This is a genomic window from Mucilaginibacter sp. BGA-UO-ETr-C110, assembly GCF_059567985.1.
In genome coordinates, this window is sequence record NZ_JCAQPB010000002.1 from 5,974,335 (window position 1) to 5,999,804 (window position 25,470).

At 43.1% G+C, this 25,470-nt stretch carries 25 protein-coding genes; 14 read left to right on the forward strand and 11 right to left on the reverse strand.

Annotated elements, in window-relative coordinates:
• The first annotated feature begins 281 nt into the window (after positions 1 to 281).
• From AC57BQ_RS25790 to AC57BQ_RS25815, 6 genes are all read left to right on the forward strand, one after another.
• Complete coding sequence (locus AC57BQ_RS25790) at positions 282 to 2,441, forward strand: DUF5703 domain-containing protein (RefSeq protein ID WP_496408986.1); 2,160 nt, start codon at positions 282 to 284, stop codon at positions 2,439 to 2,441.
• A 7-nt stretch (positions 2,442 to 2,448) separates the two neighbouring features.
• The gene (locus tag AC57BQ_RS25795; protein WP_496408987.1) at positions 2,449 to 3,831 is read left to right on the forward strand and encodes a GDSL-type esterase/lipase family protein; all 1,383 of its coding nucleotides are present in this window, start codon (positions 2,449 to 2,451) and stop codon (positions 3,829 to 3,831) included.
• A gap of 497 nt (positions 3,832 to 4,328) precedes the next feature.
• Positions 4,329 to 6,893 (forward strand): galactose oxidase, encoded by a 2,565-nt coding sequence (locus AC57BQ_RS25800; RefSeq protein ID WP_496408988.1) that lies wholly within the window; start codon positions 4,329 to 4,331, stop codon positions 6,891 to 6,893.
• A 677-nt stretch (positions 6,894 to 7,570) separates the two neighbouring features.
• Complete coding sequence (pheS, locus tag AC57BQ_RS25805) at positions 7,571 to 8,605, forward strand: phenylalanine--tRNA ligase subunit alpha (protein ID WP_496408989.1); 1,035 nt, start codon at positions 7,571 to 7,573, stop codon at positions 8,603 to 8,605.
• On the forward strand, positions 8,602 to 9,009 hold the full coding sequence (locus tag AC57BQ_RS25810; RefSeq protein ID WP_496408990.1) for a Rieske (2Fe-2S) protein: 408 nt from the start codon (positions 8,602 to 8,604) through the stop codon (positions 9,007 to 9,009). Before pheS ends, AC57BQ_RS25810 begins: the two co-directional genes overlap by 4 nt.
• Before the next feature lie 8 nt (positions 9,010 to 9,017).
• Complete coding sequence (locus tag AC57BQ_RS25815; protein ID WP_090472850.1) at positions 9,018 to 9,599, forward strand: TetR/AcrR family transcriptional regulator; 582 nt, start codon at positions 9,018 to 9,020, stop codon at positions 9,597 to 9,599.
• A 3-nt stretch (positions 9,600 to 9,602) separates the two neighbouring features.
• On the opposite strand, the gene AC57BQ_RS25820 is transcribed toward AC57BQ_RS25815, so the two are convergent.
• Positions 9,603 to 10,031, reverse strand: a complete 429-nt coding sequence (locus tag AC57BQ_RS25820; RefSeq protein ID WP_496408991.1) for a hypothetical protein — start codon at positions 10,029 to 10,031, stop codon at positions 9,603 to 9,605.
• Positions 10,032 to 10,318: 287 nt separating this feature from the next.
• Here AC57BQ_RS25820 and creD point away from each other — a divergent pair, with 287 nt between their 5' ends.
• The 6 genes from creD (at position 10,319) to AC57BQ_RS25850 (ending at position 15,907) form a co-directional block, all read left to right on the forward strand.
• Positions 10,319 to 11,671 (forward strand): cell envelope integrity protein CreD, encoded by a 1,353-nt coding sequence (gene creD, locus AC57BQ_RS25825; protein ID WP_496408992.1) that lies wholly within the window; start codon positions 10,319 to 10,321, stop codon positions 11,669 to 11,671.
• A gap of 14 nt (positions 11,672 to 11,685) precedes the next feature.
• Entirely contained in the window at positions 11,686 to 12,438 is a 753-nt protein-coding gene (locus tag AC57BQ_RS25830; RefSeq protein ID WP_496408993.1) for a ferritin-like domain-containing protein, read from the forward strand.
• Positions 12,428 to 12,802: a hypothetical protein gene (locus tag AC57BQ_RS25835; protein WP_496408994.1), complete on the forward strand. Its 375-nt coding sequence runs from the start codon at positions 12,428 to 12,430 to the stop codon at positions 12,800 to 12,802. Before AC57BQ_RS25830 ends, AC57BQ_RS25835 begins: the two co-directional genes overlap by 11 nt.
• A gap of 600 nt (positions 12,803 to 13,402) precedes the next feature.
• A complete protein-coding gene (rlmD, locus tag AC57BQ_RS25840) occupies positions 13,403 to 14,824 on the forward strand; it encodes a 23S rRNA (uracil(1939)-C(5))-methyltransferase RlmD (protein ID WP_496408995.1) in 1,422 nt (473 codons plus the stop codon).
• 113 nt (positions 14,825 to 14,937) lie between these two features.
• Positions 14,938 to 15,336, forward strand: coding sequence for a hypothetical protein (locus AC57BQ_RS25845; RefSeq protein WP_496408996.1), 399 nt, complete (start codon positions 14,938 to 14,940; stop codon positions 15,334 to 15,336).
• A 61-nt stretch (positions 15,337 to 15,397) separates the two neighbouring features.
• On the forward strand, positions 15,398 to 15,907 hold the full coding sequence (locus tag AC57BQ_RS25850) for a phosphoribosyltransferase family protein (RefSeq protein WP_496408997.1): 510 nt from the start codon (positions 15,398 to 15,400) through the stop codon (positions 15,905 to 15,907).
• A gap of 6 nt (positions 15,908 to 15,913) precedes the next feature.
• Here the strand turns inward: AC57BQ_RS25850 and AC57BQ_RS25855 are convergent, their stop codons facing one another.
• Genes AC57BQ_RS25855 through AC57BQ_RS25870 form a run of 4 tightly spaced genes read right to left on the reverse strand, consistent with a single transcriptional unit; the run spans position 15,914 to position 19,132 of the window.
• Positions 15,914 to 16,420 (reverse strand): shikimate kinase, encoded by a 507-nt coding sequence (locus tag AC57BQ_RS25855; RefSeq protein WP_496408998.1) that lies wholly within the window; start codon positions 16,418 to 16,420, stop codon positions 15,914 to 15,916.
• Positions 16,421 to 16,427: 7 nt separating this feature from the next.
• Positions 16,428 to 17,486, reverse strand: a complete 1,059-nt coding sequence (locus tag AC57BQ_RS25860) for an ABC transporter permease (protein ID WP_496408999.1) — start codon at positions 17,484 to 17,486, stop codon at positions 16,428 to 16,430.
• 2 nt (positions 17,487 to 17,488) lie between these two features.
• Complete coding sequence (locus AC57BQ_RS25865) at positions 17,489 to 18,640, reverse strand: BT_3928 family protein (protein WP_496409000.1); 1,152 nt, start codon at positions 18,638 to 18,640, stop codon at positions 17,489 to 17,491.
• A 9-nt stretch (positions 18,641 to 18,649) separates the two neighbouring features.
• On the reverse strand, positions 18,650 to 19,132 hold the full coding sequence (locus AC57BQ_RS25870) for a DUF1599 domain-containing protein (protein ID WP_496409001.1): 483 nt from the start codon (positions 19,130 to 19,132) through the stop codon (positions 18,650 to 18,652).
• Positions 19,133 to 19,287: 155 nt separating this feature from the next.
• On the opposite strand from AC57BQ_RS25870, the gene folP reads away from it, so the two are divergent.
• The gene (gene folP / locus AC57BQ_RS25875) at positions 19,288 to 20,154 is read left to right on the forward strand and encodes a dihydropteroate synthase (protein WP_496409002.1); all 867 of its coding nucleotides are present in this window, start codon (positions 19,288 to 19,290) and stop codon (positions 20,152 to 20,154) included.
• Positions 20,155 to 20,472: 318 nt separating this feature from the next.
• Positions 20,473 to 20,931: a nuclear transport factor 2 family protein gene (locus AC57BQ_RS25880; RefSeq protein ID WP_496409003.1), complete on the forward strand. Its 459-nt coding sequence runs from the start codon at positions 20,473 to 20,475 to the stop codon at positions 20,929 to 20,931.
• A gap of 230 nt (positions 20,932 to 21,161) precedes the next feature.
• Here AC57BQ_RS25880 and AC57BQ_RS25885 read toward each other — a convergent pair whose 3' ends face one another.
• The 6 genes from AC57BQ_RS25885 to AC57BQ_RS25910 all read right to left on the reverse strand — a co-directional run bounded on the left by AC57BQ_RS25885 (position 21,162) and on the right by AC57BQ_RS25910 (position 25,275).
• On the reverse strand, positions 21,162 to 21,713 hold the full coding sequence (locus AC57BQ_RS25885; protein WP_496409004.1) for an NUDIX hydrolase: 552 nt from the start codon (positions 21,711 to 21,713) through the stop codon (positions 21,162 to 21,164).
• On the reverse strand, positions 21,706 to 22,110 hold the full coding sequence (locus tag AC57BQ_RS25890; RefSeq protein ID WP_496409005.1) for a hypothetical protein: 405 nt from the start codon (positions 22,108 to 22,110) through the stop codon (positions 21,706 to 21,708). The genes AC57BQ_RS25885 and AC57BQ_RS25890 overlap by 8 nt, the downstream gene beginning before the upstream one ends.
• A gap of 70 nt (positions 22,111 to 22,180) precedes the next feature.
• Positions 22,181 to 22,987 (reverse strand): TPM domain-containing protein, encoded by an 807-nt coding sequence (locus tag AC57BQ_RS25895; protein ID WP_496409006.1) that lies wholly within the window; start codon positions 22,985 to 22,987, stop codon positions 22,181 to 22,183.
• 12 nt (positions 22,988 to 22,999) lie between these two features.
• On the reverse strand, positions 23,000 to 23,434 hold the full coding sequence (locus AC57BQ_RS25900) for a TPM domain-containing protein (RefSeq protein ID WP_496409007.1): 435 nt from the start codon (positions 23,432 to 23,434) through the stop codon (positions 23,000 to 23,002).
• A gap of 119 nt (positions 23,435 to 23,553) precedes the next feature.
• Complete coding sequence (locus AC57BQ_RS25905) at positions 23,554 to 24,132, reverse strand: LemA family protein (RefSeq protein ID WP_496409008.1); 579 nt, start codon at positions 24,130 to 24,132, stop codon at positions 23,554 to 23,556.
• 573 nt (positions 24,133 to 24,705) lie between these two features.
• Positions 24,706 to 25,275 carry an RNA polymerase sigma factor gene (locus AC57BQ_RS25910; protein WP_496409009.1) on the reverse strand — a complete coding sequence of 190 codons (570 nt, stop codon included), beginning with the start codon at positions 25,273 to 25,275 and terminating at the stop codon, positions 24,706 to 24,708.
• Positions 25,276 to 25,470 lie beyond the last annotated feature (195 nt).

A 25,470-nucleotide genomic window follows, 5' to 3' on the forward strand; every position in this document is an offset into this window, starting at 1 on the left:
CAGCCCTCTCCAAAGGAGAGGGAGTTAAAAAACGCGTCATTGCGAGGTACGAAGCAATCTCTACGTAGGCAAGTCGGTTATTCAAGGTTTAAACTATTCTGTTCGCTCTGTATAGTATAGAGATTGCTTCGTACCTCGCAATGATGCGTCTGAAAATATCTTCTTCCCCCCAGGTTAATCCTTTTTTAATAATTTATTAAGTGCAGCTGGTTTATTTGTATCACCAATTAACCTATTATTGTTATACCAAACCAATTAAAACATTATTCCGCAAATAAATTATGTATAAAAAGTACTTCAGGCAATTAAGCTTTGGCTTATTATCGATTGCGTTGGCCTCAACCGCGTTCGCTAAACCCACTCAACAGGATACCCTGCTTAACCAATACAACGTAACCTGGGATACCCCGGGACCTACATCGGCACAATCCATGCCTTTGGGTAATGGCGATATTGGCCTCAATGTATGGGTTGAAAAGAACGGCGACCTGGTGTTTTACATCAGTAAAACCGATGCCTGGGGTGGCGAGCTGGAAGCACAAAAAGACCCCTGGATGAAACAAGGCGGCGTGTTGATGAAACTGGGCGCCATCCACGTTTCGGTAAGTCCCAATCCGCTGGCCAAAAGCACCGCCTTTAAACAAATACTGAAGCTTAAAAACAGCGAGATCATTGTGCAGGAAGGCACCGGTAAATCGGCTGTAAAGCTGCGGGTTTGGGTGGATGCCAACCATCCGGTGATCAGGGTGGAAGTACTTAGTGGCAACCCGGTGAGCATCAATGTAAAGCTGGATAACTGGCGCGCGGGCCAAACCGATACGGTGCTAAACAATCAAAACAACCAGATCGCCTGGTATCATCATAACTCCCCAACCGCTAATCCGCACCTGGCCAACTTAACCTTTGGTGCTGTGGTAAAAGGTAAAGGGCTTGTAAGTAAAGATGCCTCGACATTGCAATCCGGCAAAGTTACCTCGCAGTTGATATCTATTTATCCTTTAACCGCCGTTGCCGGTAGTGGTGATCAATGGCTGTCGAAATTAAAACAACAGCTGGCCGGGATAGAAAAACTTAGCCTGGAACAAAACCGCGCGGCGCATCAGCAATGGTGGCGTCAGTTCTGGAACCGCAGTTGGGTGTTTTTAAATGGTAATGAACAGGCCACACAGGTTACCCAAGGCTACGTATTGCAGCGTTTTGTTACCGCTTGTGCAGGGCGAGGTACAGGGCCCATCAAGTTCAACGGGTCGATATTTGTGGTGGATAACCCCAACTGGAAACATGATGGTAAACCCGATCCGCAGAATGCAGATTTTAGGGCATGGGGCGGGCAATACTGGTTTCAGAATACCCGGGCTATGTACTGGCCAAGATTGATGGCCGGCGATTTTGATATGATGCTGCCCCTGTTTAATATGTATGCCAAAATACTGCCGGCTAATACGGCGCAGGTGAAACAATTTTACAATCACGACGGCGCTTACTTTGCCGAAACCTCGCCTTTTTGGGGAGGCTTACAATATATGGGGCCCGATGTAAAGGCCAACTATACCGGCCATTATTTTACTCCAATACTGGAACTGAGCATGATGATGCTCGACTACTACGAATACACCGGCAATGCTAAATTTGCCAAACAAACCCTGTTGCCCATAGCCACCGCCGGACTGCAATTTTTCGATCAGCATTTTGGCCGCGACAGCACAGGCAAGCTCCTGCTTGATCCGGACAATTCCATAGAAATGTTCTGGAAGGTACACAACCCGGCGCCCGATATCGCAGCTTTGCATGCGGTGATCAGCCGGATGCTGCAATTACCTGCTACCATCGTTGATGATAAAACCCGGGCGCAATGGCAAAAGGTATACAGCATATTGCCGCCGCTGCCCGTAAGTGAGGATAAAAAATTGCTGCTGCCTTATACCGGTCCGCAAACGGCCAAATCATTCAATAGTGAAAACCCGGAACTGTATGCTATATACCCATTCAGGCTGTATGGCATCGGCAAGCCTGATCTGACATTAGCAAAGAACACTTTTGATGCCCGTAAACAACGCTCCAAAGGCTGCTGGGTGCAGGACCCCATACAGGCCGCCATGCTGGGCGAAGCCGATGTAGCTAAAGATTATGTGAGCTTCGCGTTTACCCGTAAAGCGCCCGATTTGAAATTTCCGGCCTTTTGGGCCTCTGGCAATGATTATCACCCCGATGAAGATAACGGTGGCAACGGCGAAAACGGCCTGCAACAAATGCTGCTGCAAGCTGATGGCAAAAAGATCATCCTGCTGCCCGCCTGGCCCGCCGGATGGAATGCCGACTTTAAGCTGAATGCGCCTTACAACACTACTGTTGAAGGTAAAGTACTGAACGGCAAATTACAAAACCTGAAGGTTACACCGGCCAGTCGTACGGTCGATGTGATAGATATGAGCAAGAAATAAGATCACCATGAAAAACATCCTCATCCTCCTCATAGCCTTATGCCTGGTAGTACCGGCAGGGGCCGTCACCCGTATCACCTGCATAGGGGCCAGCATTACTTATGGCGCAACCCTGCCCGATCCGGCAACACAATCGTTTCCGGCGCAGCTGCAAACGCTACTTGGTAAAAGCTACCAGGTGAGTAATTTTGGGGTGAGCGGTACCACGCTGCTGCGCAAAGGTAATTTCCCTTATGTGAGCACACCTGCCTATCAGCAGGCGCTGAAAAGCAATCCGGATATTGTATTTATCGATCTGGGTGGTAACGATGCCAAAGCTATTAACCGCCCGCATTATAAGGAGTTTGAGGATGATTATCACGCGCTCATCACTTCATTCAGACAGTTACCATCGCACCCGCGGATCATTCTATTATTGGCAATGCCATCGTTCGAAAAAGATAGCGTGGGTATTTATGATCCCGTTATTGTGAACCGGGTTAACCCGCACATCAGGCAGGTGGCCTATGACGAGAAGCTGGAAGTACTGGATATGCACTCGCCATTGATCAATCATGAAGAGTTGGTGCCCGATAAGATCCATCCCAACGTACAGGGTTCGGCCATCGCCGCTAAAAAATTGTATGATGCGGTGTTGCTGCCGCGCGATGCCGGGTTTGATATTTTTAAAGCCATCAAAGAACCCTATAAAACCGACTCCTTTTACGGCTATCCCTGCGCTACTTTTACCCTTAATGGCCGCGAGTGCAAAGTGGTAAAACCCAAATGGGCAGCCAAGGGCCATCCCTGGATCTGGCGGGCACGCTTCTGGGGCCACGAACCGCAAACCGATATCGCCCTGCTGGAACATGGTTTTCATGTGGTATACAGCGATGTAGCTGAACTGCTGGGCAACGACGAGGCCATCACCCGCTGGAATAATTTTTACAAGATCCTGCACGATGGTGGTCTGGGCCAGAAAGCAGTGTTGGAAGGTATGAGTCGCGGCGGTATCTACATGTATAACTGGGCCGCCGTTAATCCAAGCAAAGTTGCCTGTACGTATGCCGATAACGCCCTGCTCGATCTGCAGTTCTGGTCAGATTCCACCCTGCTCAAAAAAGATTTTAACCTCGCGCGGGTAAAAGACCTGGGAGCCTTAAAGGCAAGTCCGCTGGATAAGGTTGCGCAGATCGTGGCGGGAGGTTATCCTATGCTGCACCTCTCGGCCGATGAAGACGAAGCGCTCGACCCCTCAAAAAATACGCTCCTGTTTGAGCAAAAGGTAAAAGCGCTGGGCGGTTCCATCACCGTGATCCACAAACCCGGTTTTAAACATCATCCGCACAGCCTGCCCAACCCGCAGCCCATTGTTGATTTTATTTTGAAAGCCACGGGGTATGTTAATTAGTGAATTATTGATTTAGTGAATTAGTGATTTTTTACTTGCGCTCGTTTGCAACGAGTGCTTATTGTGGTTGGGCGATTGCATCGCCCTTGCGTTTAAAACGCAAACCCATGTTAAGCACTCGTTGTAAACGAGCGCAAGGTTGAAGAGGGAGTTAAAAGCTTTTTCTCTGCGCGTCATTGCGAGGTACGAAGCAATCTCTACATAGGCAGGTCGGTTATTCAAGGTCTAAACTGTTCTATTTGCCCTGTATAGCATAGAGATTGCTTCGTGCCTCGCAATGACGTACTAAGAATAGATGTTAAAAAAGTATCATGTTTGGTTTTAATAGTATGCGTTCCTCCTTCAGAATTGTTACCTATATAATCACATTACCTTTGAATGTAAACTGTTTTTATTGTAATTTAGCCATTGCCGCCAGCTACATAGGTTACTGTTTAGCTGGCTAAATTATAAATACAATACGGGTACTTAAGTCCTAATAGTAAGTACTGATCAACATGAGGTTTTTTGTTTCGGGAATAATTGCGGTTATTTTTTTAAATATACTATGGATACCACCTGTTCATGCGCAATCATACGGGCTTGGTTTTTATAGCCACGAAGTAGTACAGGATAAACGCACCACCTTAAACCTGGGTATCAGCAACGTTGCTGCCAAAGATAATCTCGAGATATCCTTCGATCTGTCGTTCATCCCTAACCGGCAAATATACTTTGGCTATATGCTCAGGCTGGTTGGCGACGATAAGCAAAACATCGACCTGGTTTATGATAACCAATACAATACCAAACATTTCAAGATCATTATTGGCGAAAAGCTCTCCAAAATATCCTTCAATATCGACGATAAAGATCTGCTTGATAACTGGAGCAAGCTCAAAATATTTATTGATTTTAAGAACGATAAGCTCACCGTATTTGCCGGGAAGGCATCCTACAGCGAGGTGGGTGTGCACTTAAAGCAAAGCTCCAACTATAAATTGCTGTTTGGCGCCAATGCCTATAAGCAGTATCAAACTACCGATCTGCCGCCATTTAAGCTGCGCGATGTAAAGATTGTACAGCAGGATAAGCTGTTATCCTGGTGGCCGCTGAACGAGTGGCAGGGTGATGTGGCGCACGAAACCGTTAATCAGAACAACGGTACAGTTACCAATCCGCTATGGATCAAGGCCCGTCACCGTAACTGGCAAATGGAAAAGGAATTTAGCGTGGCCGGCGATGCCAGTTTGGCTTTTGACCCGGCTACCGAAACGGTTTATATCATCACTGCCGATTCATTGCTTTCTTACTCGGTCAATAAAATATCGCCTTTAAAGAGCGAGGTATACAAAGCAGGCAGACAACAACTTATTCCCGGCGACCAAGCCCTGTTCAATAATGGTAACTTATACTACCTGTTTATTGATCAAAAGGGGATAGCTACTTATAACATTAAAGACCAAAAGTGGGACAAGGGCTTTAAAAACCTGCCCCAGGAAACCAATACCGGGCATCTGAATAAATTTTTCTGCAAAACCGACTCGTCTATATATACTATTGGCGGTTATGGGCAACTGGTTTATAAAGACAGTGTGAAACGCTATCATGTAAGCACCGGCGCCTGGCAGGAGATAAAAGCCAACGGCGACGTATTTACGCCACGTTACATGGCCGGTTTGGGAGCCAATGCCGCGGGCGATACGGTGTATGTGATAGGTGGTTATGGCAGTGCCTCGGGTCAGCAGATCGTAAACCCGCGTAACCTGTATGATATGATGCAGTTTACTGTCAAAACTAAAACGTTTAAGAAATTATTTAACATCGGAGTTAAAAGCGAAGACTTTGTATTTGCCAATTCGCTCATCATCAACAGTAAAGCCAAAACGTATTACGGGCTCATATTTCCGCAGCATAAGTTTAACTCCAATCTGCAGCTGATCAAAGGATCGTTGGATAAACCGGCTTACCAGCTGGTGGGCGATACCATTCCTTATTTATTTCATGACGCACGTGCTTATGCCGATATTTATTACTGTCCGCACAGCAATAAATTTTTAACGGTTACTCTTTTTAAAGATAAAGAGCAGACCAAGATTAAAGTGTACTCGTTACTAAGTCCGCCCGAGCCATTGGATATCCCGATACTGAGCGAGGCAGGTATTAACTATATTTTGTGGATCGGCGGCTTATTGGTTGTGGGCTTGGGTATAGCCGGTGTGGTGATTGTTTACCGCCGCAAAAATAAGGTTCAACCGCCACCGCTATTAATATCACCTGTTGCAGAACCCCTGGTTCATCATCATGCCGAACATACGGAACCACCTATTGAGCCCGATCATGATAACCGGGTAAATAACAATAAGAACGCCATATTTTTATTTGGCGATCTGCAATTGTTTACACCCGAAGGCCACGAGATCACCAAGTATTTTACACCCCTGCTTAAAGAGTTGTTCCTGGTTATTTTGCTGTATTCGGTAAAACTGGGCAGGGGAGTAAGCTCCGAAAAGCTGAACGAGATCTTGTGGTTTGATAAATCAGAAAAAAGCGCACGTAACAACCGTTCGGTAAATATTGCCAAGCTCAAATCGCTGCTGGACAAAATGGGGCATTGCCATTTGTCGAAGGACACCGGCTACTGGAAAATTGAGATCGACTATAACCAGATCATGGTTGATTATCATAACTATCTCAATATCGTATCCAATAAAAGCAAGCTCAATAAGCAAAAGATCATCCAGCTTACCCACATCACCCAGCGCGGCAATTTCTTATCAAACATTGAATATGAATGGTTGGATGCCTTTAAGTCAGAAGTATCCAACGAGATCATCGACTCCTATATCCAATTTGCCGGATCGGTTCAGATTGCCGACGATGCGGAGTTCCTGATCAAACTGGCCAATGATATTTTTTACTTCGACCCGGTGAACGAAGATGCTATGATATTGAAATGCAAAGCCCTTTCGTTCCTGGGCAAACACTCGCTGGCCAAAAACACTTTCGAGAACTTTAGCAAAGAGTACAAAGTGATCTATGGCGAAGGTTTTGAACGTGATTTTCATTCGATATTGGAATAAGATAGATCGCCTGTGGTAGCCGACTCCTCCACATGTTTAACCTTATGTCATTGCGAGGAGGTACGACGAAGCAATCTCGTAGCTATTCCTATTCATGAGAACGCGAGGGGATTGCTTCGTGCCTCGCAATGACATGTTTTTTAGTTTTTTCTTTCCTATATGTAAGGAATGGCATGCAACTTAAACTCCGCACTTAAATGCGTATATTTGTATATACAACGGCCCGGTTTTCCCTAAAAAAGGAGAACCGGGCCGTTTAATTTAGCGATAAAAAGGTCCGAAAACAGATCGTTTTGTATGTAGTTATTTGACAATCAATAATTTAATACTTTTTAAACTTGCAGAAACCATATTGAAATTTGTTAAAAAGTGTTAAAATCGATGGTTTTGAATCAATTTTGAGCGGCTTTTCACTCATTTTTGCCCTGTTTTTAAGCAAAAAAATGTTAAAATAAAGCTTTAAAAAGTTTTTATATAATGCGTGCCTGTGTTAAAGCCGGGTAATAATAGCGTTACTCGTAGGCCCTTATGCTATATATTCATGCAATCGCTAAACACATTAGAGCCGTTTTTTTATATTTGCAAACTTGTTGGCATCAGATGCCCAACCGGTTTACACCGCAGGCGATATCAGGAAGTTGGCTTACCGCCAGTAATTTTTTAATAACACCAGAATAATGCAAGCTCAAATTGACCAGTATACAGCCGAAATAAATGCTTTTTCACCGGCTAATGCCGATGAACTGGAAACGTTTCGAATCAAATTTTTAGGTACCAAGGGAATTATAAAAGACCTTTTTGAGCAGTTTAAAACCGTTGGTCCTGAGGAAAAACGCACTTTTGGTAAAGTACTTAACCAGTTTAAGCAACTGGCCGAGGCTAAATACAATGAGCTAAAAGAAACACTTGACTCCGGACCAAAGGCTAAAGACTTAACACTTGACCTTACGCTACCAGGCGAAGATTTTGCTGTTGGCTCACGTCATCCGCTTTCGCTGGTACGTAATGAGATCATCGATATATTTAAACGCCTGGGCTTTGTGGTTGCAGAAGGACCGGAAATTGAGGACGACTGGCATAACTTTTCGGCCCTGAACTTTCCGGAAGAGCACCCCGCGCGTGATATGCAGGATACCTTCTTTATCAAAAAGAACAGCGGCAAGGATGATATCGCTTTGCGTACCCATACCTCATCGGTTCAGGTGCGGATGATGGAACATGGTAAACCACCGTTCAGGGCTATTATGCCAGGCAGGGTTTACCGTAACGAGGCTATATCTGCCCGTGCCCATTGCTTTTTTCACCAGGTGGAAGGTTTGTATGTGGACGAGAACGTATCCTTTGCCGATCTGAAACAAACACTATATCACTTTGTGCAGGAATTATATGGCGAAGGTACCAAGGTACGTTTTCGCCCCTCATATTTCCCGTTCACCGAGCCATCGGCAGAGATGGATGTTTCCTGTACCATTTGCGGCGGTTCTGGCTGTAATATGTGTAAATACAGCGGTTGGGTAGAGATATTGGGTTGCGGTATGGTTGACCCGAATGTGCTGGAAAACTGCGGTATCGACAGTAAAAAATATACCGGCTTTGCTTTTGGTATGGGTATGGAAAGGATCGCGAACCTGAAATATGTGATCCGTGATCTGCGTTTATTTTCTGAAAACGATGTTCGCTTTTTAAAACAGTTTCAAACCGAAATATTATGAGAAAGTTCATAATGGTCATATTAACAGCTGTTTGTTTACTTTCATGCGGAAAAGGAGATCCAGTTCCGAGCATACCGGTAAACTTTCAGGCAGAGATCAACCCTAAATATAGTGCGCTGAATAGCCCTGGTGGGTATGCTGTGGTTAACGGATATGGAGTGGCAGGCTTAATTTTATATCATTCACAAACTCGCGGAATTGTTGCTTTTGACCGATGCAGCAGCTATCAGCCCGAAAAAAAATGCGCGGTTACCATTGATGCTTCGGGTTTTACGGCTACTGATCCCTGCAGCGGGTCAAAATTTTCATTAGAGGATGGTACACCGGTAAAGGCGCCAGCCACAAAATCGCTGAGGTCATACCAGGTTATAACAACCCCCTTCACCATTCAAGTTGTCAATTAATTTAATAAATGGAAGCCGATAAAATAAAGGATAGTATAAAGAGGGCGGCGCAGGAGCTGTTCCGCAAATTCGGTTACCATAAAACCAGTGTTAATGAGATAGCCAAAAAGGCTAAAATTGCCAAGGCTACCATTTACAAATATTTTGATAGTAAAGAAGCGGTTTTACATATACTGCTGATGGATTATATCAAGGCCAGCGTTGACGACCTGGTACAGCACAACGCCCCGGATATTGATGAGGAAGAGTATCTGAACAACCTGATCATGAAAACCTGCCGCCTGTCGTATACCATATGTAACGAATTTATCGGCTGGGATTTTATCAGGGAATCAACCAACTCGCAGGATTTTTTAAAAAATCTGTCCAACGAGCTGGAAGAATTGTTGATGGCTTCGTTTATACAATTACCCGGCATCCGTAAGCACGAAACCTACCAGCAAAGGCTGCGCTTTTTAATAAAATGCAGTAAAAGCATTGTGTTTAGCTTTGCTTTCACTTCGGTGAGTGATTCTGATGTACGCAAGAATTTTGTTTCTTTTCAAAAAGAGATACTTCCTTACCTGGTGAAGGCGGCAATTTCAGTTTAAATACTATGACCTGTTGGCCATGCCCAGGAGCATTAACAGAATGTTATGTAAGGCAACGTGATCATATCCGTTATTTGTATGTAAAACGTATTGATCGTTTTGTTTATTAAAAACGATCAGTTCGTCCCATTCCTCTTTTTTTTTATTTTGATTAAATCCTCTAATACGGACTATATCTTCAAAATCAAGCTTAAAGGTTTTTTGATCATGGTATCCAATAACCTGTTTTGTGCAAACTAATGTCCATGCTTTTGATGGCTTGGTAAAAAAAATGACGGGTGTCCCACTTAGGTTTTTATCCAAGAAAGTCATTAAATATTGCTTTATTTCATGGCTCAGCTCATCGAAGAAAAAAGTATAGCCTGTTGATAATGTATATTTGTCGGCTCTCCATTTTATTCGGTTTTGTATAAATTCATCAGTCTTTTGCATGCTGGAATTTAGTAATAAATAGTAATTTGCAGAGGTTATACCTATTATTTGGCTTTATAAGTGCCCCATTACTTTTAATTAAGTATTCAGCTTCCCTGGTATTATCTAAAGAAGAACGTTTTTCTGAAATAAATTTTTAAAAGAAATTATTTGGATTGTTTAATTCTTCTTTGTTACTTTGAATTTCAAAGTACTTTCTATGATAGAAAAATACAGGAAGGCTCTCAGAGCCTTCTTTTTGATCTTTAAACTTTGAATTTCAAAGTACTTTATATTTTTAAAATAATATGACCGAAGACAAATCATCAAAACAAGGAATAATGGACGGGCTCAAGGAGTCGGTAACCATTAAATTGCTTTTTATTGCTACACTGGTACTGGTATTGCTGGTACCATCATCGCTGGTCAATAACCTCATTGATGAACGGGCCAGCCGGCAAGATGAAATGATGCGCGATGTGTCCGACAAATGGTCGGGCAGCCAGGTGATCAAGGGGCCGGTATTGGTTATCCCTTACAAAAAGCAGATCACCGCGATGGGGACATCGAATAAAGAAGTTACCAGGGAGATCATCGAAAATTTATACGTTCTGCCTGATAACCTGCATATTAAAGCCGGGTTAAGCACCCAGATACTGCATCGCGGAATATTTGATGTGGCGGTTTATAATTCCCTGGTAAAGGTTTCGGGCAATTTCTCCAAAGCCGATCTGGCTAGCCTATCCCTGAATGCCGACCAGCTTTTACTGAATAAAGCCCGGATCGTATTTAGCATCAGCGATTTAAAAGGATTGAAAAACAACCCGGTGATCAAAGCTAATGATCAAACGCTGACTGCCGAACCCGTATTTGACAACGCATCGGTATTTGGCGGAGGCTTACAGGTAGCTGTGGATATTTCGGGGGCAAAAGACGGAAATGTACCTTTTGAATACGCCTTAGATCTGAAAGGAAGTCAGAACTTAAGCTTTTTACATCTGGGTAAAACTACCGACGTGGAAGCAAGCGGAACCTGGAACAGCCCGAGCTTTGATGGCCGCTATCTCCCTGACGAACGCACGGTAAACAAAGATGGCTTTAAAGCCCGTTGGCGCATGTTGTATTATAACCGCCCTTTTCCACAACAATGGATAAATAATGATATCCTGCTAAACAATGATAAAAAGCTTGGCGATGCCATCTTTGGCGTAAAATTACGCCTGCCGGTTGATCAGTATCAAAAAACAATGCGCACCAGCAAGTACGCGCTGCTCATCATTATGCTAACGTTTATCTCGCTGTTTTTAACCGAGGTGATCCGTAAGCAAAGGATCCATATATTTAATTATGTACTTATTGGCATAGCCATGATCATTTATTATTCCCTGCTGCTTTCCTTTTCGGAGCAGGTGGGTTATAATTACGCTTACCTCATTGCCTCGGTGTCAACCATAGCATTGGTGTCAGTGTTTATCGCATCCCTGTTAAAAAATAAAATGGCGGCTTTGTTGTTCGCCTTTATCCTGTCGGTTTTTTACGCGTTCATCTTTGTGATCATCCAATTGGAAGATTTCGCGCTCATTATCGGTAGCATCGCCTTATTTATGGTAGTGGGTATACTGATGTACTTCTCCCGCAAAATAAACTGGGATAAGCATTAATAACCGGAATAATTATGCATACAAGTAATTATTGGATCGGGCATTTCAAGGTAAATGCAGATCAAAAAAGGGTGAACTGGAATGTAAAGCCTTCTATTACGCATGATGAAGTCGATACCATACTCGCCTCATTGCAAGCCTGGCAGTTGGGCGAAACCTCTGAAGGGAAAAATCTTATAGCCGCGTCAACTCTATATGCAAAGGAAATTGCTGATCCGGATTATGTTGATGCTGTGAAGCTATTTGTTAAAGAGGAACAAAAGCATGGTAATAACTTAGGCACGTACCTTGACTGCATCGGGCAGTCAAGGATCAAAAAAGATTGGGGCGATAGTTTATTCAGAAAGATAAGATATTTTAATACCAGCATGGAAATGTGGACGGTGGCTGTTATTATAGTTGAAAGCACGGCGCAAATATTTTATCAATCGCTAAAGGATGCTACAAAGTGCGAATTGCTGAAACAGATCTGCACGGATATATTGATTGATGAAGCACATCATATTGTTTTCCAGACCGAAAGATTGGCAATTATTTATGATACGAAGAGCATTTTAGGGAAAACCTGGCGGAGGACGCTTTATAAGTATTTCTTTTATGCTACTTCATGCCTGGTATGGTTTGCACATAAAAAAGTATTTAAGGCAGGAGGGAATACGTTTAAGCTATTTATCAAAAAAATGCGACTAAAATATGAAAAGACAATTAAGGCCATAACAATCAAACAAGCAGATCACAAGATGCCAATTTTTAAATATGGATACTGAAATTTCACTCATAGCAAAGCAATGGTGGTGGAGAATGAGACTCAAATACAACATGGGGCTAGTTATTGCCGGTTTTATTGCCTTTTTGCTTTATTGCATTCTTGGGCCTATAATTATAGCACCTCATGAAGAGTTTGAAGAAACAATATTTGAGATGGCCTTTCAGGGATTTGCCTATTTAATAATGATGGGCATAGCAAATATATTTTACACATTAGGTTGGATGATTGATAGCTCTTATAACACAAGCAATAGCCAGCTTTTCCGAAAACGACTTTTTTGGTTGGGCTATTGGTTTTCATTTGCTTTGCCAATTCTGCTTATCCTAAGTATCATGGTAAGGTTTCTTATCTGGGGTAAATAGTTAATTGAAAGATCATCGTTTTTTGCTCAATATAAGTTGAAATAGCTTAAGCCCAATAAAGAATGAAATTCTTTTTAATTTTATAAAATACCGTATACCGATTTGGTTTTTAGTATAATATTTACTATGTTAGCATAATAAATTTTTTGTCATGAGTCCCGAACTAACAGAATTTTCAGACATGATTGATGAGCAATTTGATATAGCCGATATGGATACAGATGATTTTGTATCCTATATCCTAAGCTTGTTCGCCTGATTGCTTATTGTATTCTCTGTAGTTCGCTTTTAAGCGGAACGGATATTCTTTTGTCCGGTAATTCATGAATCCGAATCTATAAACCCTAAACCTTAATCAAAAAGCGAGTCGGGGAATTAGCCATTTTCTTATTTCCCGGCTCTTATCTCCTTAGCAAGATGCGTTTACACTGGGTTTACATGTAAACCCAGTTTTTTGTATAAAAATTAATTTAATATATTGATTGTCAATTAATTGAATAAGTGTAAACCATGAAAAGTGTAAACCATGTAAACCCACTTTGTGCTTATCTCTAAGCTCCAGTTTTTATCCTAAATAAATACGGTTAACTTTGCAGCCTGATGAATAAAGTTGCCAAACAGAAGTTTTTTGAGGATGTCCGGATCATTGATATTGCCGAAGAGGGTAAAGGTGTAGGTAAAACCGACGATTTTGTGCTTTTTGTAGATAAAGCCATTCCCGGGGATATAGCCGATGTACAGGTTTACAAAAGCAAAAAGAATTTCGGCGAAGGCCGGATAGTCGGGCTTAAACAACCTTCCGAATACCGGGTTGAGCCTTTTTGCGAACATTTTGGTACCTGTGGGGGCTGCAAATGGCAGCACATGGATTACACCGGACAGCTCAAGTTCAAACAAAAATCGGTGGCCGATGCCTTAGGACGTATAGCCAAAATTGATGTGGAAGGCATTATGGATATTGTTCCATCACCTGAAGATCGTTACTATCGTAACAAGTTAGAATATACATTTTCTGATAAACGCTGGCTGTACGACGGTGAAAATAAAGAAGATGAAACCCTGAACATGAACGCGCTGGGTTTCCATATCCCCGGTCGTTTTGATAAAATATTGGATGTGAAGCATTGCTATCTGCAGGCCGAACCGTCCAATACACTGCGTAACAGCATCCGTGATTTTGTAATAGCGCAGGGTTACACTTTTTATAACCTGCGTAACCATGAGGGGGCCTTACGTAACCTGATCGTGCGTACCTCATCAACCGGCGAGGTAATGGTGATTGTAGTGTTTGCCTATGTGAGCGAGGAGGAAGTCAACAAGCTGATGAACTTTATTGATGCCGGTTTCCCGGAGATCACTTCGCTGCTATACATCATCAACCAAAAAAAGAACGACACCATTTTTGACCAGGATGTGATCGCCTTTAAAGGGCCCGAGTACATCCATGAAGAAATGAATGGCATCAGGTTCCGTATCGGGCCAAAATCATTTTACCAAACCAACAGTATTCAGGCATTGCGGCTATATGAAATAACCCGCGATTTTGCTGGTTTTAAGGGCGATGAACTGGTATATGATCTCTACACCGGCGCCGGGACTATCGCTAATTTTATTGCGGGCCATGTAAAAGAGGTAGTGGGGGTGGAGTACGTTCCTACCGCTATTGAAGATGCTAAAGTGAACTCGGCCATCAACAATATCACCAATACCAAATTTTACGCGGGTGATATGAAGGATGTGCTGGTTGCTGATTTCGTAGCTGAGCATGGCAAACCCGATGTGATCATTACCGATCCGCCGCGCGCGGGCATGCACCCCGATGTGGTGAATCGACTGATGGAAATTGAAGCTCCAAAAATTGTTTATGTAAGCTGCAATGCCGCAACCCAGGCCCGTGACTTACTGGTATTGAAAGAGAAATACGACACCGTAAAAATACAACCCGTTGATATGTTCCCCCATACACAGCACGTAGAGAATGTAGTGTTGCTGGTGTTAAGGGAGCAAGGACAAGGGGAATAAAGAACAAGGACAAAAGGAACAAAGAGCAAGGACATGATTTCGGAATTTTAATTTCTTATTCAGAGATTAAGATTTAGAGTTTAGAAATTAGAGTTTAGAATTTATTTTAAAGTATGCAACCCGAAGACCTGTTAAACGAAGGTAACGAAAGCCAACAACCAGCTCCGGACAGCCCGCTGCTGGGCCTGGAACGTGAGCTTAAAATTTTTAAAGAATCGATCCATGAAGTGGCTGTCGAAATTATGATGGAGGGGTTATCTACATATCCTATTTTCATTGCTCATCAGCATGAACTGAAACTGGGAGAGGTTATTCTGGATCGTAACGATCTGAACACCGATTGGAGCATCCACGCCTCAACCCTCGAAGAATTTGAAGAGCGCGGCGTTATTAAACCCGAACTGAAAGACCGTTTCATCAACAGCTACAAAAATCCTAACGATTTTATGTGCGTTTTTGTGGTAGTACCCGAGGGCGCAAATTTTGTTTATTTCCCGTATGGGAAGAAGTAATTAAGGCTTTTGTTGGATAGTTAATTTTCTATATTTACATCAGTATTTTATTATTCGCCCGATGTCTGAAAAGAAACTCCTGATATTAAATCAGCACCAGATAGAGCAAAAGCTCGACCGTATTGCTTACCAGATACTGGAAGATAACTTTGACGAACAGGAAATACTGATAGCGGGCATATTGCCCCGTGGTAATCATATCGCTCAACGGATCAAAACTATATTAGACGGCATCGCACCATTTACCAGCAAGCTACTTACTATTGAGTTGGAAAAGCAAAGCAGTACCCTGCAGGCTAAGGTTGATTTCGATGTTCAAGAATGCAGCAATAAAGTAGTGATTCTGGTTGATGATGTACTGAACAGTGGCAAGACACTGGCTTATGGCCTGGCTGTATTTTTAGACGTACCCCTCAAAAAATTGCGTACTGCCGTACTGATCGACCGTAATCATAAAAGTTTCCCCGTAACTACCGACTTTGCCGGTGTAGCCCTTTCAACCGTGATCAAAGAACATGTTGATGTGGTATTGGATGAAGATGGCCAGGAAGACGCGGTTTATTTGAGGTAAGGATAATTAGTCCTCAATCCCCAAAGCTGCTTCCAGCTTTTCAACAGACATATCAATGCCTTCTACAATGTGGCTGGCTTGTAAATAAAAACTTTCACGCTCGGCCAGTTTGCCGGTTATAAACTCCACCAGTTCATCGCCTTGTTTACCCTGCAATACCGGGCGCACGGTTTTACTGTTGCTGAGCCTGTCGGCCAGTGTTTTGGGTGATAGTTTGATGTAGAGGGTTTTGCCATTGGCATTCATCCATTGCATGTGATCAAAAAAGCAGGGTAGGCCGCCACCTGTTGATACCACTACATTTTCAGGGTATTCGGTTTGTTTCAGTACGTCAGACTCCAGCTTACGGAAAGCATCTTCTCCAAAGCTCGAAAAATATTCAGCAATGCTCATGCCTGCTTTTTCTTCCAGCACGTGGTCAAGATCAATAAATTCATAGCCTAATTTGGCTGCCAGTTTACGGCTCCAGGTGGTTTTGCCACAGCCCATAAAACCAACTAAAAAATACTTCATTATAATATTAGCTTAATTTAACCCGCGGATCGATCCAAACATAAATAATATCGATCAGAATACTGATCACCACAAAAATAAAGGCGATAAAAAGGATAGATCCCATCACTACCGGAAAATCCGACATCTCCAGGGCATCAACAGTAGCTTTGCCCAGGCCATTGTATCCAAAAATATATTCCACAAAAAACGAACCTGCTAATAAGGATGCAAACCAGTTGGCAATAGCCGTAATTACTGGATTCAACGCGTTTTTTAAAGCATGGCGATAAATAATAGCCCGGTTACCGAGACCCTTTGCCTTCGCGGTGCGGATATAATCCTGCCCCAATACATCCAGCATGGCATTGCGGGTAAGCTGTACAATAATAGCCAGCGGGCGCAAACCCAAAGTGATCATCGGTAATATTAAATTCCGGATGCTGATCACTTCGCCCCGGAACGGGTCATAGCTGTATAAACTGCCCGACATATTGAGACCAGTATATTTGCTGAGCTCAAACCCAAAGATCCAGGCAATAATGATCCCCGCGAAAAATGAGGGTGCCGATATGCCTAGTGTCGAGAAACTGATTGCCAGTTTATCTATCCAGGTATCTTTATTTACCGCACTTAGTACTCCCAAAAATACGCCGATAATAATGGCGAATATCATGGCAGTAGTAGCCAGTACCAATGTATTTGGTATCACGTCCATCAACAAGCTCGCTACATCTTTACGGGTTTGGTACGACCGGCGCAGATAAGGCCATTTCAGAGCCAGTACCTTGGTATCGCTTACCGCGAACAGTTTGGCGTAATGATAGCGTTGTTGCTCTTTGGCATTGTTTAGATGGATGCCTACCGGTGAAAGATCATTCAGGTAATAGGCAAATTGTACCGGTATGGGTTTGTCCAGGCCAAATTCTTTACGTACGGCCTGTAATGATTGCACATCGGCGCGCTGCCCCTGCGTCATCCGGGCTGGGTCGACAGGTAGTATATTGAACAGGAAAAAAACCACCAGCACCACGCCCAGCATTACCGCCAGTCCGTAAAATAATTTGCGGATGAGGTAACGGATCATGGCTATTGTTGCTGAAAATATTTTTTAACTAAAGCATCATAAGTTGGTACCGTATGGTAATGCCATTTATTAATGATGGTGCCGTTTTTAAGCAGCAGCACACCCGGGTTGGCCCGTACCATTTCTTTTAGCGGAACGCCATCGGCATAAAAAATTTCGGTAACCAGTTTATGGGCCTTGGCAAATGCCTCAGCGCTTTGTGCCGAATTGGACGTAAGTAATATGGTACGGATATTATAATTTTCGGTGGCGTTTATGGCCAGGGCATTTAAGCGGTTTATGGCTTCGGCGTTGGTTTTATCCAGATCATGAGCTACAATAACCAAACTGTAAAATGGGTTTGATAATAGCTCTTTGGTATAATCATTACCCTGACCATCTTGTATCGAGAGGTCGCGGATCTTAGGTTCAAAACCTTTTTTTACCAGGCGGCTTTCCGGGTTACCCACAACTTCCCAATTAGCATCCTTCCAGATATTGGTTTTCAGGTATTCCTTATCGCTCATGGTTTTGGTTTCGCCGGTCTTTTTGTTTTTGAGATTGTAGGTTACCTCAAACTCATCCAGTTGTACCCCAGGCGGAATTTTCATTTCATCAGGAATATTGGCGCCTATTTTATAGGGTAGAAAATCAATAACAGGCATAAAGTTATAGGTATATATGCCAAAGCCCAATGCAACCACAGCCGCACCGATAAGCCAGTTATCGGCCGTTTTGGGTTTAAATATGGGCTGTATCTTTTTGCGGTTGATAAAAGGCACCAATACCAGCAAAAGCAAGATCATATCCTTACTGAAGGATTGCCATGGCGTTAGCGGTATAGCATCGCCAAAACAACCACAGGTTTGTACCACTTTAAAAAACGCGGAGTAGAAAGTTAAAAAGCCGAAAAATATAATGAGCAGTAATAAACCCCATGCCACTTTTACCGCACGAACGCCGATGAGCAGGGCAAAACCCAAAAGCATTTCCAATGTACACAACAATATAGCCATGGTAAGGGCGAAGCTATTAAGGAACATGATGTGGAAAACCTCAAAATATTCTTCCAGCTTGTACGAAAAACCCAGCGGATCATTGGCTTTGATCAGTCCCGAAAAAATAAATAGCAGGCCAACCGCTATTCTGCAAAACCAAATAAAGCTGTTTTTCATAGATGTAGTCTATTGCACTCCTAATTTTATTAAAGCAAATACCGAATAATTGAGCATGTCCTGGTAATTGGCTTTTACACCCTCTGATGCTTCGGTAAGGCCCTGGTTATCTTCAATTTGTTTAACACGCAGTAATTTCATCAGAATAAGATCAGTTAATGAGCTGATACGCATATCGCGCCAGGCCTCACCATAGTCGTGGTTTTTGGCAAACATGAGCTCTTTGGTTTCCTTTACCCTATCGTCAAACAGCCGTTCCACATGATCGGGAGCAAGTTCCATGGCGGTTTCGGTACTGCATTCCAGCTGCATCATGGCTATAACACAGTAGTTTACTATCCCAATATATTCGCCGGTAATGTCTTCACCCACTTTTGATACTTTTTTTTCTTCCAGCGTACGTATGCGCTGGGCTTTTATAAATATCTGGTCGGTGATAGACTGTGGGCGCAGTATGCGCCATGCGGTTCCGTAGTCGCGGGTCTTTTTCATGAAAAGGCCCTTACATGTGTTAATTACTGCGTCGTACTCTGCTGATGTATTAGCCAAATTTGAAATATTTGAATGTTGAAATGTTTGAATATAGCGTGCTTGCGCCAATGCTGCAAAGTTAAACTAAATTACAATATTTAAACTTTGTAAAACACATGACCCAAGATACATTTTTCCATAAAAAAACTACCCTTAATGCGGGGGGTAAACTGATAGACTTATCCACCCCAAAGGTTATGGGGATCATCAATATTACGCCTGATTCTTTTTACGCGGACAGCCGTAAACCGGGTGTCGATGAGGCCCTGCAACAAGCTGAAAAAATGCTGACCGATGGCGCTGCTTTTTTAGATATCGGCGCGTACTCTTCACGACCTAATGCCGAGGATATTTCCATTGCCGAAGAAACTGACCGCCTATTGCCTGTTGTTGAGGCTATTGTAGCGGCTTTCCCGGATGCCATATTGTCTATCGATACCTTCCGGGCGCAGGTTGCGGAAGCTGCTATCAAGGCCGGAGCACATATCATCAATGATATATCGGGCGGAACTTTGGATGAGGGTATGTTTGCTACCGTTGCGCGTTTACAGGTTCCTTATATTTTGATGCATATGAAGGGCACACCGCAGACCATGAACCAATTGGCCCTGTACGATGATGTTTTTACCGAGGTGCTGGATTATTTTGTGTCACGATACCAGCAGCTCAAGCAGTTGGGTGTACACGATGTGATCATCGACCCTGGGTTCGGTTTTGCCAAAAAGAACGAACATAATTATACCCTGATGAGCCGCCTGCAGGACTTTGATATTTTAGGTTTGCCCACTTTAGTCGGCATCTCCCGCAAACGGATGATCTACGGACTACTCGATACTACCGCCGCCGAAGCCCTGAATGGCACCACTGTTTTGAACACCATAGGTCTGACGAAGGGTGCCAATATCCTAAGAGTTCATGATGTTAAAGAAGCCATGGAAGCGGTGAAGATCTGGGAGATGATTAACAGCTCAAAAACTTTTTAAACCTTGAATTTTAACAAATTTCTGCTCGAAAATGGCCTGTTTTTCATCAAAAAGCACTCAAAAAACGTCGATTTTAACACTTTTTAACAAATTTTAACACGGTTTTAACGTGTTTTTTTAGGTTTAAAAAGTATTAAATAATTGATTGTCAAATAATTATGTGCCAAATGCTCGATTTTTGGCTTGGTTTTTACCTTAACTAAACAGCCCGGTTCTCTTTTTTATCAGAGGATCGGGCTGCTATCTATACAAAGATACGAAAATTAAAGATGCCATTAAATAACTATATTTAGTTTCCCAATATTCAATAAGCTTGTCATGAAAAATTTAACGCTGCTGCTATTTGTATTACTCCTGTCATCCAAAACATTTGCCCAGCAAACGGATGAGGCCGATGTAAAGCAAACGATCAATACCCTGTTTGATGCCATGCGTAAGGGAGATAGTACCCTGTTGCGATCGACGTTTGATCAACATATCGTTTTTCAGAGTATCAATGATAGTAAGGCGGGAGCACCGGTATTGGTTAACGAGGATCCCAGTGGTTTTCTGAAATCAGTAGGTACACCGCATAAAGAGGTATATGATGAACGTATTGTTTTTAACAGCATCAAGATCGATGGTCCCCTGGCCAGTGTATGGGCGCCGTATAAATTTTATGTTGGCGATAAATTCAGCCATTGCGGTGTGGATGTTTTTCAGCTCCTGAAAACCAAAGACGGCTGGAAGATCATTTATATTGTAGATACGCGACGGAAGAATAATTGTCCGGAGTAGTATCGTGAATGATGAGTAGTGAGTTGGGGGTTGATAAAAGGAGAAATTTCTACTTTGGGCTTTACATGTTGAAGAGGTATTATAGGGGTGTCACCCTGAGCTCCGTCGAAGGGTAGAGCGCAGAGGCCTGCCCACCATGCTTCGACAGGCTCAGCATGACACCCTTTTTAGACAAATATCTAGGCATGTGCGAATCCCCTCTCAAGAAGGGATTTTAAATAAAATTAATATTACAAAGCTCCCAGTTTCACCATACCATAAAACAGCCCGGCGCAGTGCATGGCCTGTTCTATTTTATTTTCGAGCAGGAGTTGTTTTACTTCGGCGATGGTGTATTCTTCCACAATCAGTTCCTCGTGAGCATCCAACGACTGGCCCTGAACTTTTTTGCCGCCCTTGGCCAGGAAAGTAAAAGTTTGGTTGTTGGTTGTTGCCGGATTGCCGTAAACGGTACAGATCAGTTCGAAATCATCAAACTGGTAACCGGTTTCTTCCAGTAATTCACGACGCAGGGCCTCAACGGGTTTTTCGTCGCCATCTATTACGCCGCCGGGGATTTCCAATGAGATAATTCCTGCTGCATGGCGATATTGTTTTACCATCAACACTTTATTGTCTTCGGTTATAGCTACGCCGTTAACCCAGTTGCTGTATTCTAATACGTAGTAATCATCAACAATGCGGCCATCGGGCATTTCGCATTTGTCAATTCGTAAGGTGGCCCAGGGGCCTTTATGTATATAATGTGATGAAAGTAATTTCCACCTAAGTTCTTTACTCATAGTTGTTTTGTAGAAATTGATAGATAGTGTTTCGTCTATTGATATTTTCGAATGCGGAGCGGTGATGTTTTTGCTCCAGGCGGTCAAAAATGATCAGGATCTTTTGTAATGTCGCCAGGGTTTCAGGACTGGGATTCAATGGCTGTTGATACATATATAACAATTGCGCCAAAGCATCCAGCTTATCGGGGTGATAATTTTGCTTTTCGAGCAGCAAGTCAAAGTCGGGTTTGCTTAGCTCCAACAGTTCCTGTAATTTAATATTGTATTCGTTTTGCAGGGTGGTATCCGCCAGCTGAATAAATTCATCAAGTTTGGCTTCTTCCTTAAAACCGGCTAAACGAGCCAGGATAAGCGTAAGCTTTTCCAGCTCGTTTAATATATAGTCTTTAAACATACAGTTTGAATTAGAATTTAAGGGATGTTCGGAAATCAATAATTCACTAAATCACTAATTCAATAATTAATCACCAGCTGCCACTGGAGCCGCCGCCGCCGAAATCGCCGCCGCCGAAACCACCGAAGCCTCCGCTGTCGCCACCACCACTATCGTTGCCGCCGCCGCTGAAACCTCCCCAACCACCACCACCGCTGCCGCGACCCAGCATGTTGCCGGCTAAGAACCACCAGAACGGACTGGCGCCGCCACGGCTGCCAATGATCTGGCGACCGCCACCACCACCGCCACGGTTGCGGAAAATGAGTACGATAATCACAATTACGATGATAATGACAATGAGCACACTGCCGCCACCGCCGCCATTTTGTTTGGCCTGCGGTTTTTTATCGGCCTTGTATTCGCCTTTGGTGTATTTAATGATCTGGTCTACACCTGCGTTTAATCCGCCATAATAGTCGCCCGCTTTAAAGCGTGGGTTAATATCATTTACCCTGATCTCCTGGGTTACAATATCAGGCAATGCGCCTTCGGCACCGTAGCCGGTTTGAATGGTAAGCTTCCGGTCGGCAAGGGCCACCAGGATCAATATGCCGTTGTTTTTCCCTTTTTGCCCGATTCCCCATTTACGACCCAGCGCGGCACCATATTCGGCGATGTCATAATTCCCTACCGATTTGATCATTACAATAGCGATCTGGGTAGAGGTAGAATCGTTAAAAGCCACCAGTTTACTTTCCAGCCGTTGTTTATCATCGGCTGATAGGGTGTTGGTATAATCGGTAACCAGCGTGGTTGATCGTTCCGGGAAATCCTGCGCGAAGGCTGTAAAGGCGCATAACACCAGGCTAAGGAACAATATGATTTTTTTGAACATGAGTTTTAAAGGTTAATCGCCATCCATAAAGGCAATGTCATCGGGCAATTCATTGTTATTGTCCTGTGTATGCGGAAAATATTTTTGCAGCTGCTCACCGGCAATTTTTAAACCGGTAACTATGCCCTCTATAATATCTCCGTATTTAAAATGCTGCAGCATATCTTCTTTGGTAGCGTCCCAGAAATTAGCCGGTACTACCGAATTGATACCCGCATCGCCAATAATAGCAAACTTCCTGTCCACCGTGGCTACATAAATGAGTATGCCGTGGCGTAAATTGGTTTTATGCATATTAAGCTGGTAAAAATACTTAGCGGCACGGTCAAGCACATCTTCGCTGCATTTTTTTTCGATGCATACCCTAATCTCGCCCGAACTGCGGTTCTCGGCTTCCTGTATAGCTTTGCGGATCCGCTGTTGCTCTTCGTCGGTAAATACTGCCATCTTTTTAATTACTGAATTATTGAATTATTGAGTTATTGAATTAATAAGGTAGTGAACCAGTGACTGGGGCGCGTTGCTGAAGCTCAAATCACTAATTCACTAACTCAATAATTCAATAATTAAAACTGAACCTTAGGCGCTTTATCAGCTCCGGGTTCGGCGGTGAAATAGCCTTTTTCGCTAAAGCCAAACATTTTGGCGGTTATATTGGCAGGGAACGAACGGATCTTGGTGTTAAATTCCTGTACGGAAGCGTTAAAATCCTGGCGGGCTACCTGTATGCGGTTTTCGGTACCTTCTATCTGTGCCTGTAAACCCAGGAAGTTTTCGTTGGTTTTTAAATTCGGATAGTTTTCAGTTACCGATAGTAACCTGCCCAGCGCGGTGCTTAACTCGCCCTGTGCTGCCTGGAAAGCTTTGATAGATTCCGGGGTTAGCTTGGTAGGGTCAACCTGTACAGATGTTGCTTTGGCGCGTGCCTCCACAACAGCGGTTAAAGTGCTTTTTTCAAAATTGGCAGCTCCTTTAACAGTATTGACCAGGTTAGGGATCAAATCGCTGCGGCGTTGATACTGGCTTTGAACAGCAGCCCATTTGGTTTTTACGCTTTCGTCCATTTTAACCATGCTGTTATAACTGCATGAGCTTAACGACATAGCCGCCGCTATAATTAATATTACCGAGAATAACTTTTTCATTTTAATGATGCTTTTTAGATGTGTTTTGAATTTAGATTACAAAAGGCGTACCGTTGTTACAACAGCTAATGGTTATGACAACATGACAAGATACACATCGCTAAAGATAATCAAAACATTTTTGTACACGATTAAAGGATTGAGATGATTTTTGTGATGCAGAAGACTCTGTCTACGCTTTCGCTGGAAGGCCCACTTCTGCTTTGTCGGAAAGAAGGGGAACACGCTCCATAAAAAACGCGTCATTGCGAGGTACGAAGCAATCTCTACATAAGAAGGTTGGTTATTAAAGATTTAAGCTATTCTGTTCCCTCTGTATAGTATAGAGATTGCTTCGTGCCTCGCAATGACGTATGGGGGATTTTTATTTTTTTTATACTACAGCAACGATGATCGAGTAGTCGATTATGCGGTAGTTTGATTTGTAGCAAAATGTGTTGAGAATAAGCTATTATGGCTTACTGGTATAAGTTCAGGCGGGTTGCCTGAACTGCGGCGGTGATAAGTATATGGTTGAATTAACCGTTGATTTAGATAACTCAAGATTCACAAGTAGGCAGGGTAAGGGATTGATTACCCTGCCAGGCAATGCTGCTCACGCATGGTAAGCTGGCTGATCATGTCTTTTAAAATATTACGTGCACGGTACAGGGTAGTGCGTGACAACAATTCTGTCATACCCAATGAATTACCAATTTCCTGGTGTGAATAGCCTTCGATAGCATACATGCTAAATACGGAACGGTAAGTTTTTGGTAGTTTTTGGATCAGTTTCATCAGATCTTTTGCTTCCAGTCCGTTATCGTTGTATGATTTGCTCATCGGCATGCTGCTTTCGGCAGAAAAATCTTCTACCAAAACCATTGGTTTTAATTTGCGGTAACGTGATATAGCGCAATGTACCATGATGCGGCGAATCCATCCTTCGAGGCTGCCATCGCCACGATAGTTGTTCATGTTTTTGAACATTTTTATAAAGCCTTCCTGCAGTATATCCTGCGCTTCGTCTTTATCAGTTGCATAACGCATGCAAACTGCCAGCATGCGTGGTGCTAATATCCGGTATAATTGTTCCTGTTGCTTGCGGTCGTTTTTCAAACATCCTGCCCATATGGTCATCAAGCGGTCTTCGGCGATATTCATTTTGTGTGTTATTTTTATAACGAGCCTATGCCAATATGGATGCCATATTGTAAATTGTTGATTTTCAATGAAATAAATTTTAATGGACATTTAAAACTGTTCGATAGCGGACGGTCATTGTGCACGTTCGGACAGTTTGCTTTTTTGCGATTTATGGAACATCACCCTTTTGGGGGGAGGGAAAAGGGTATGCTC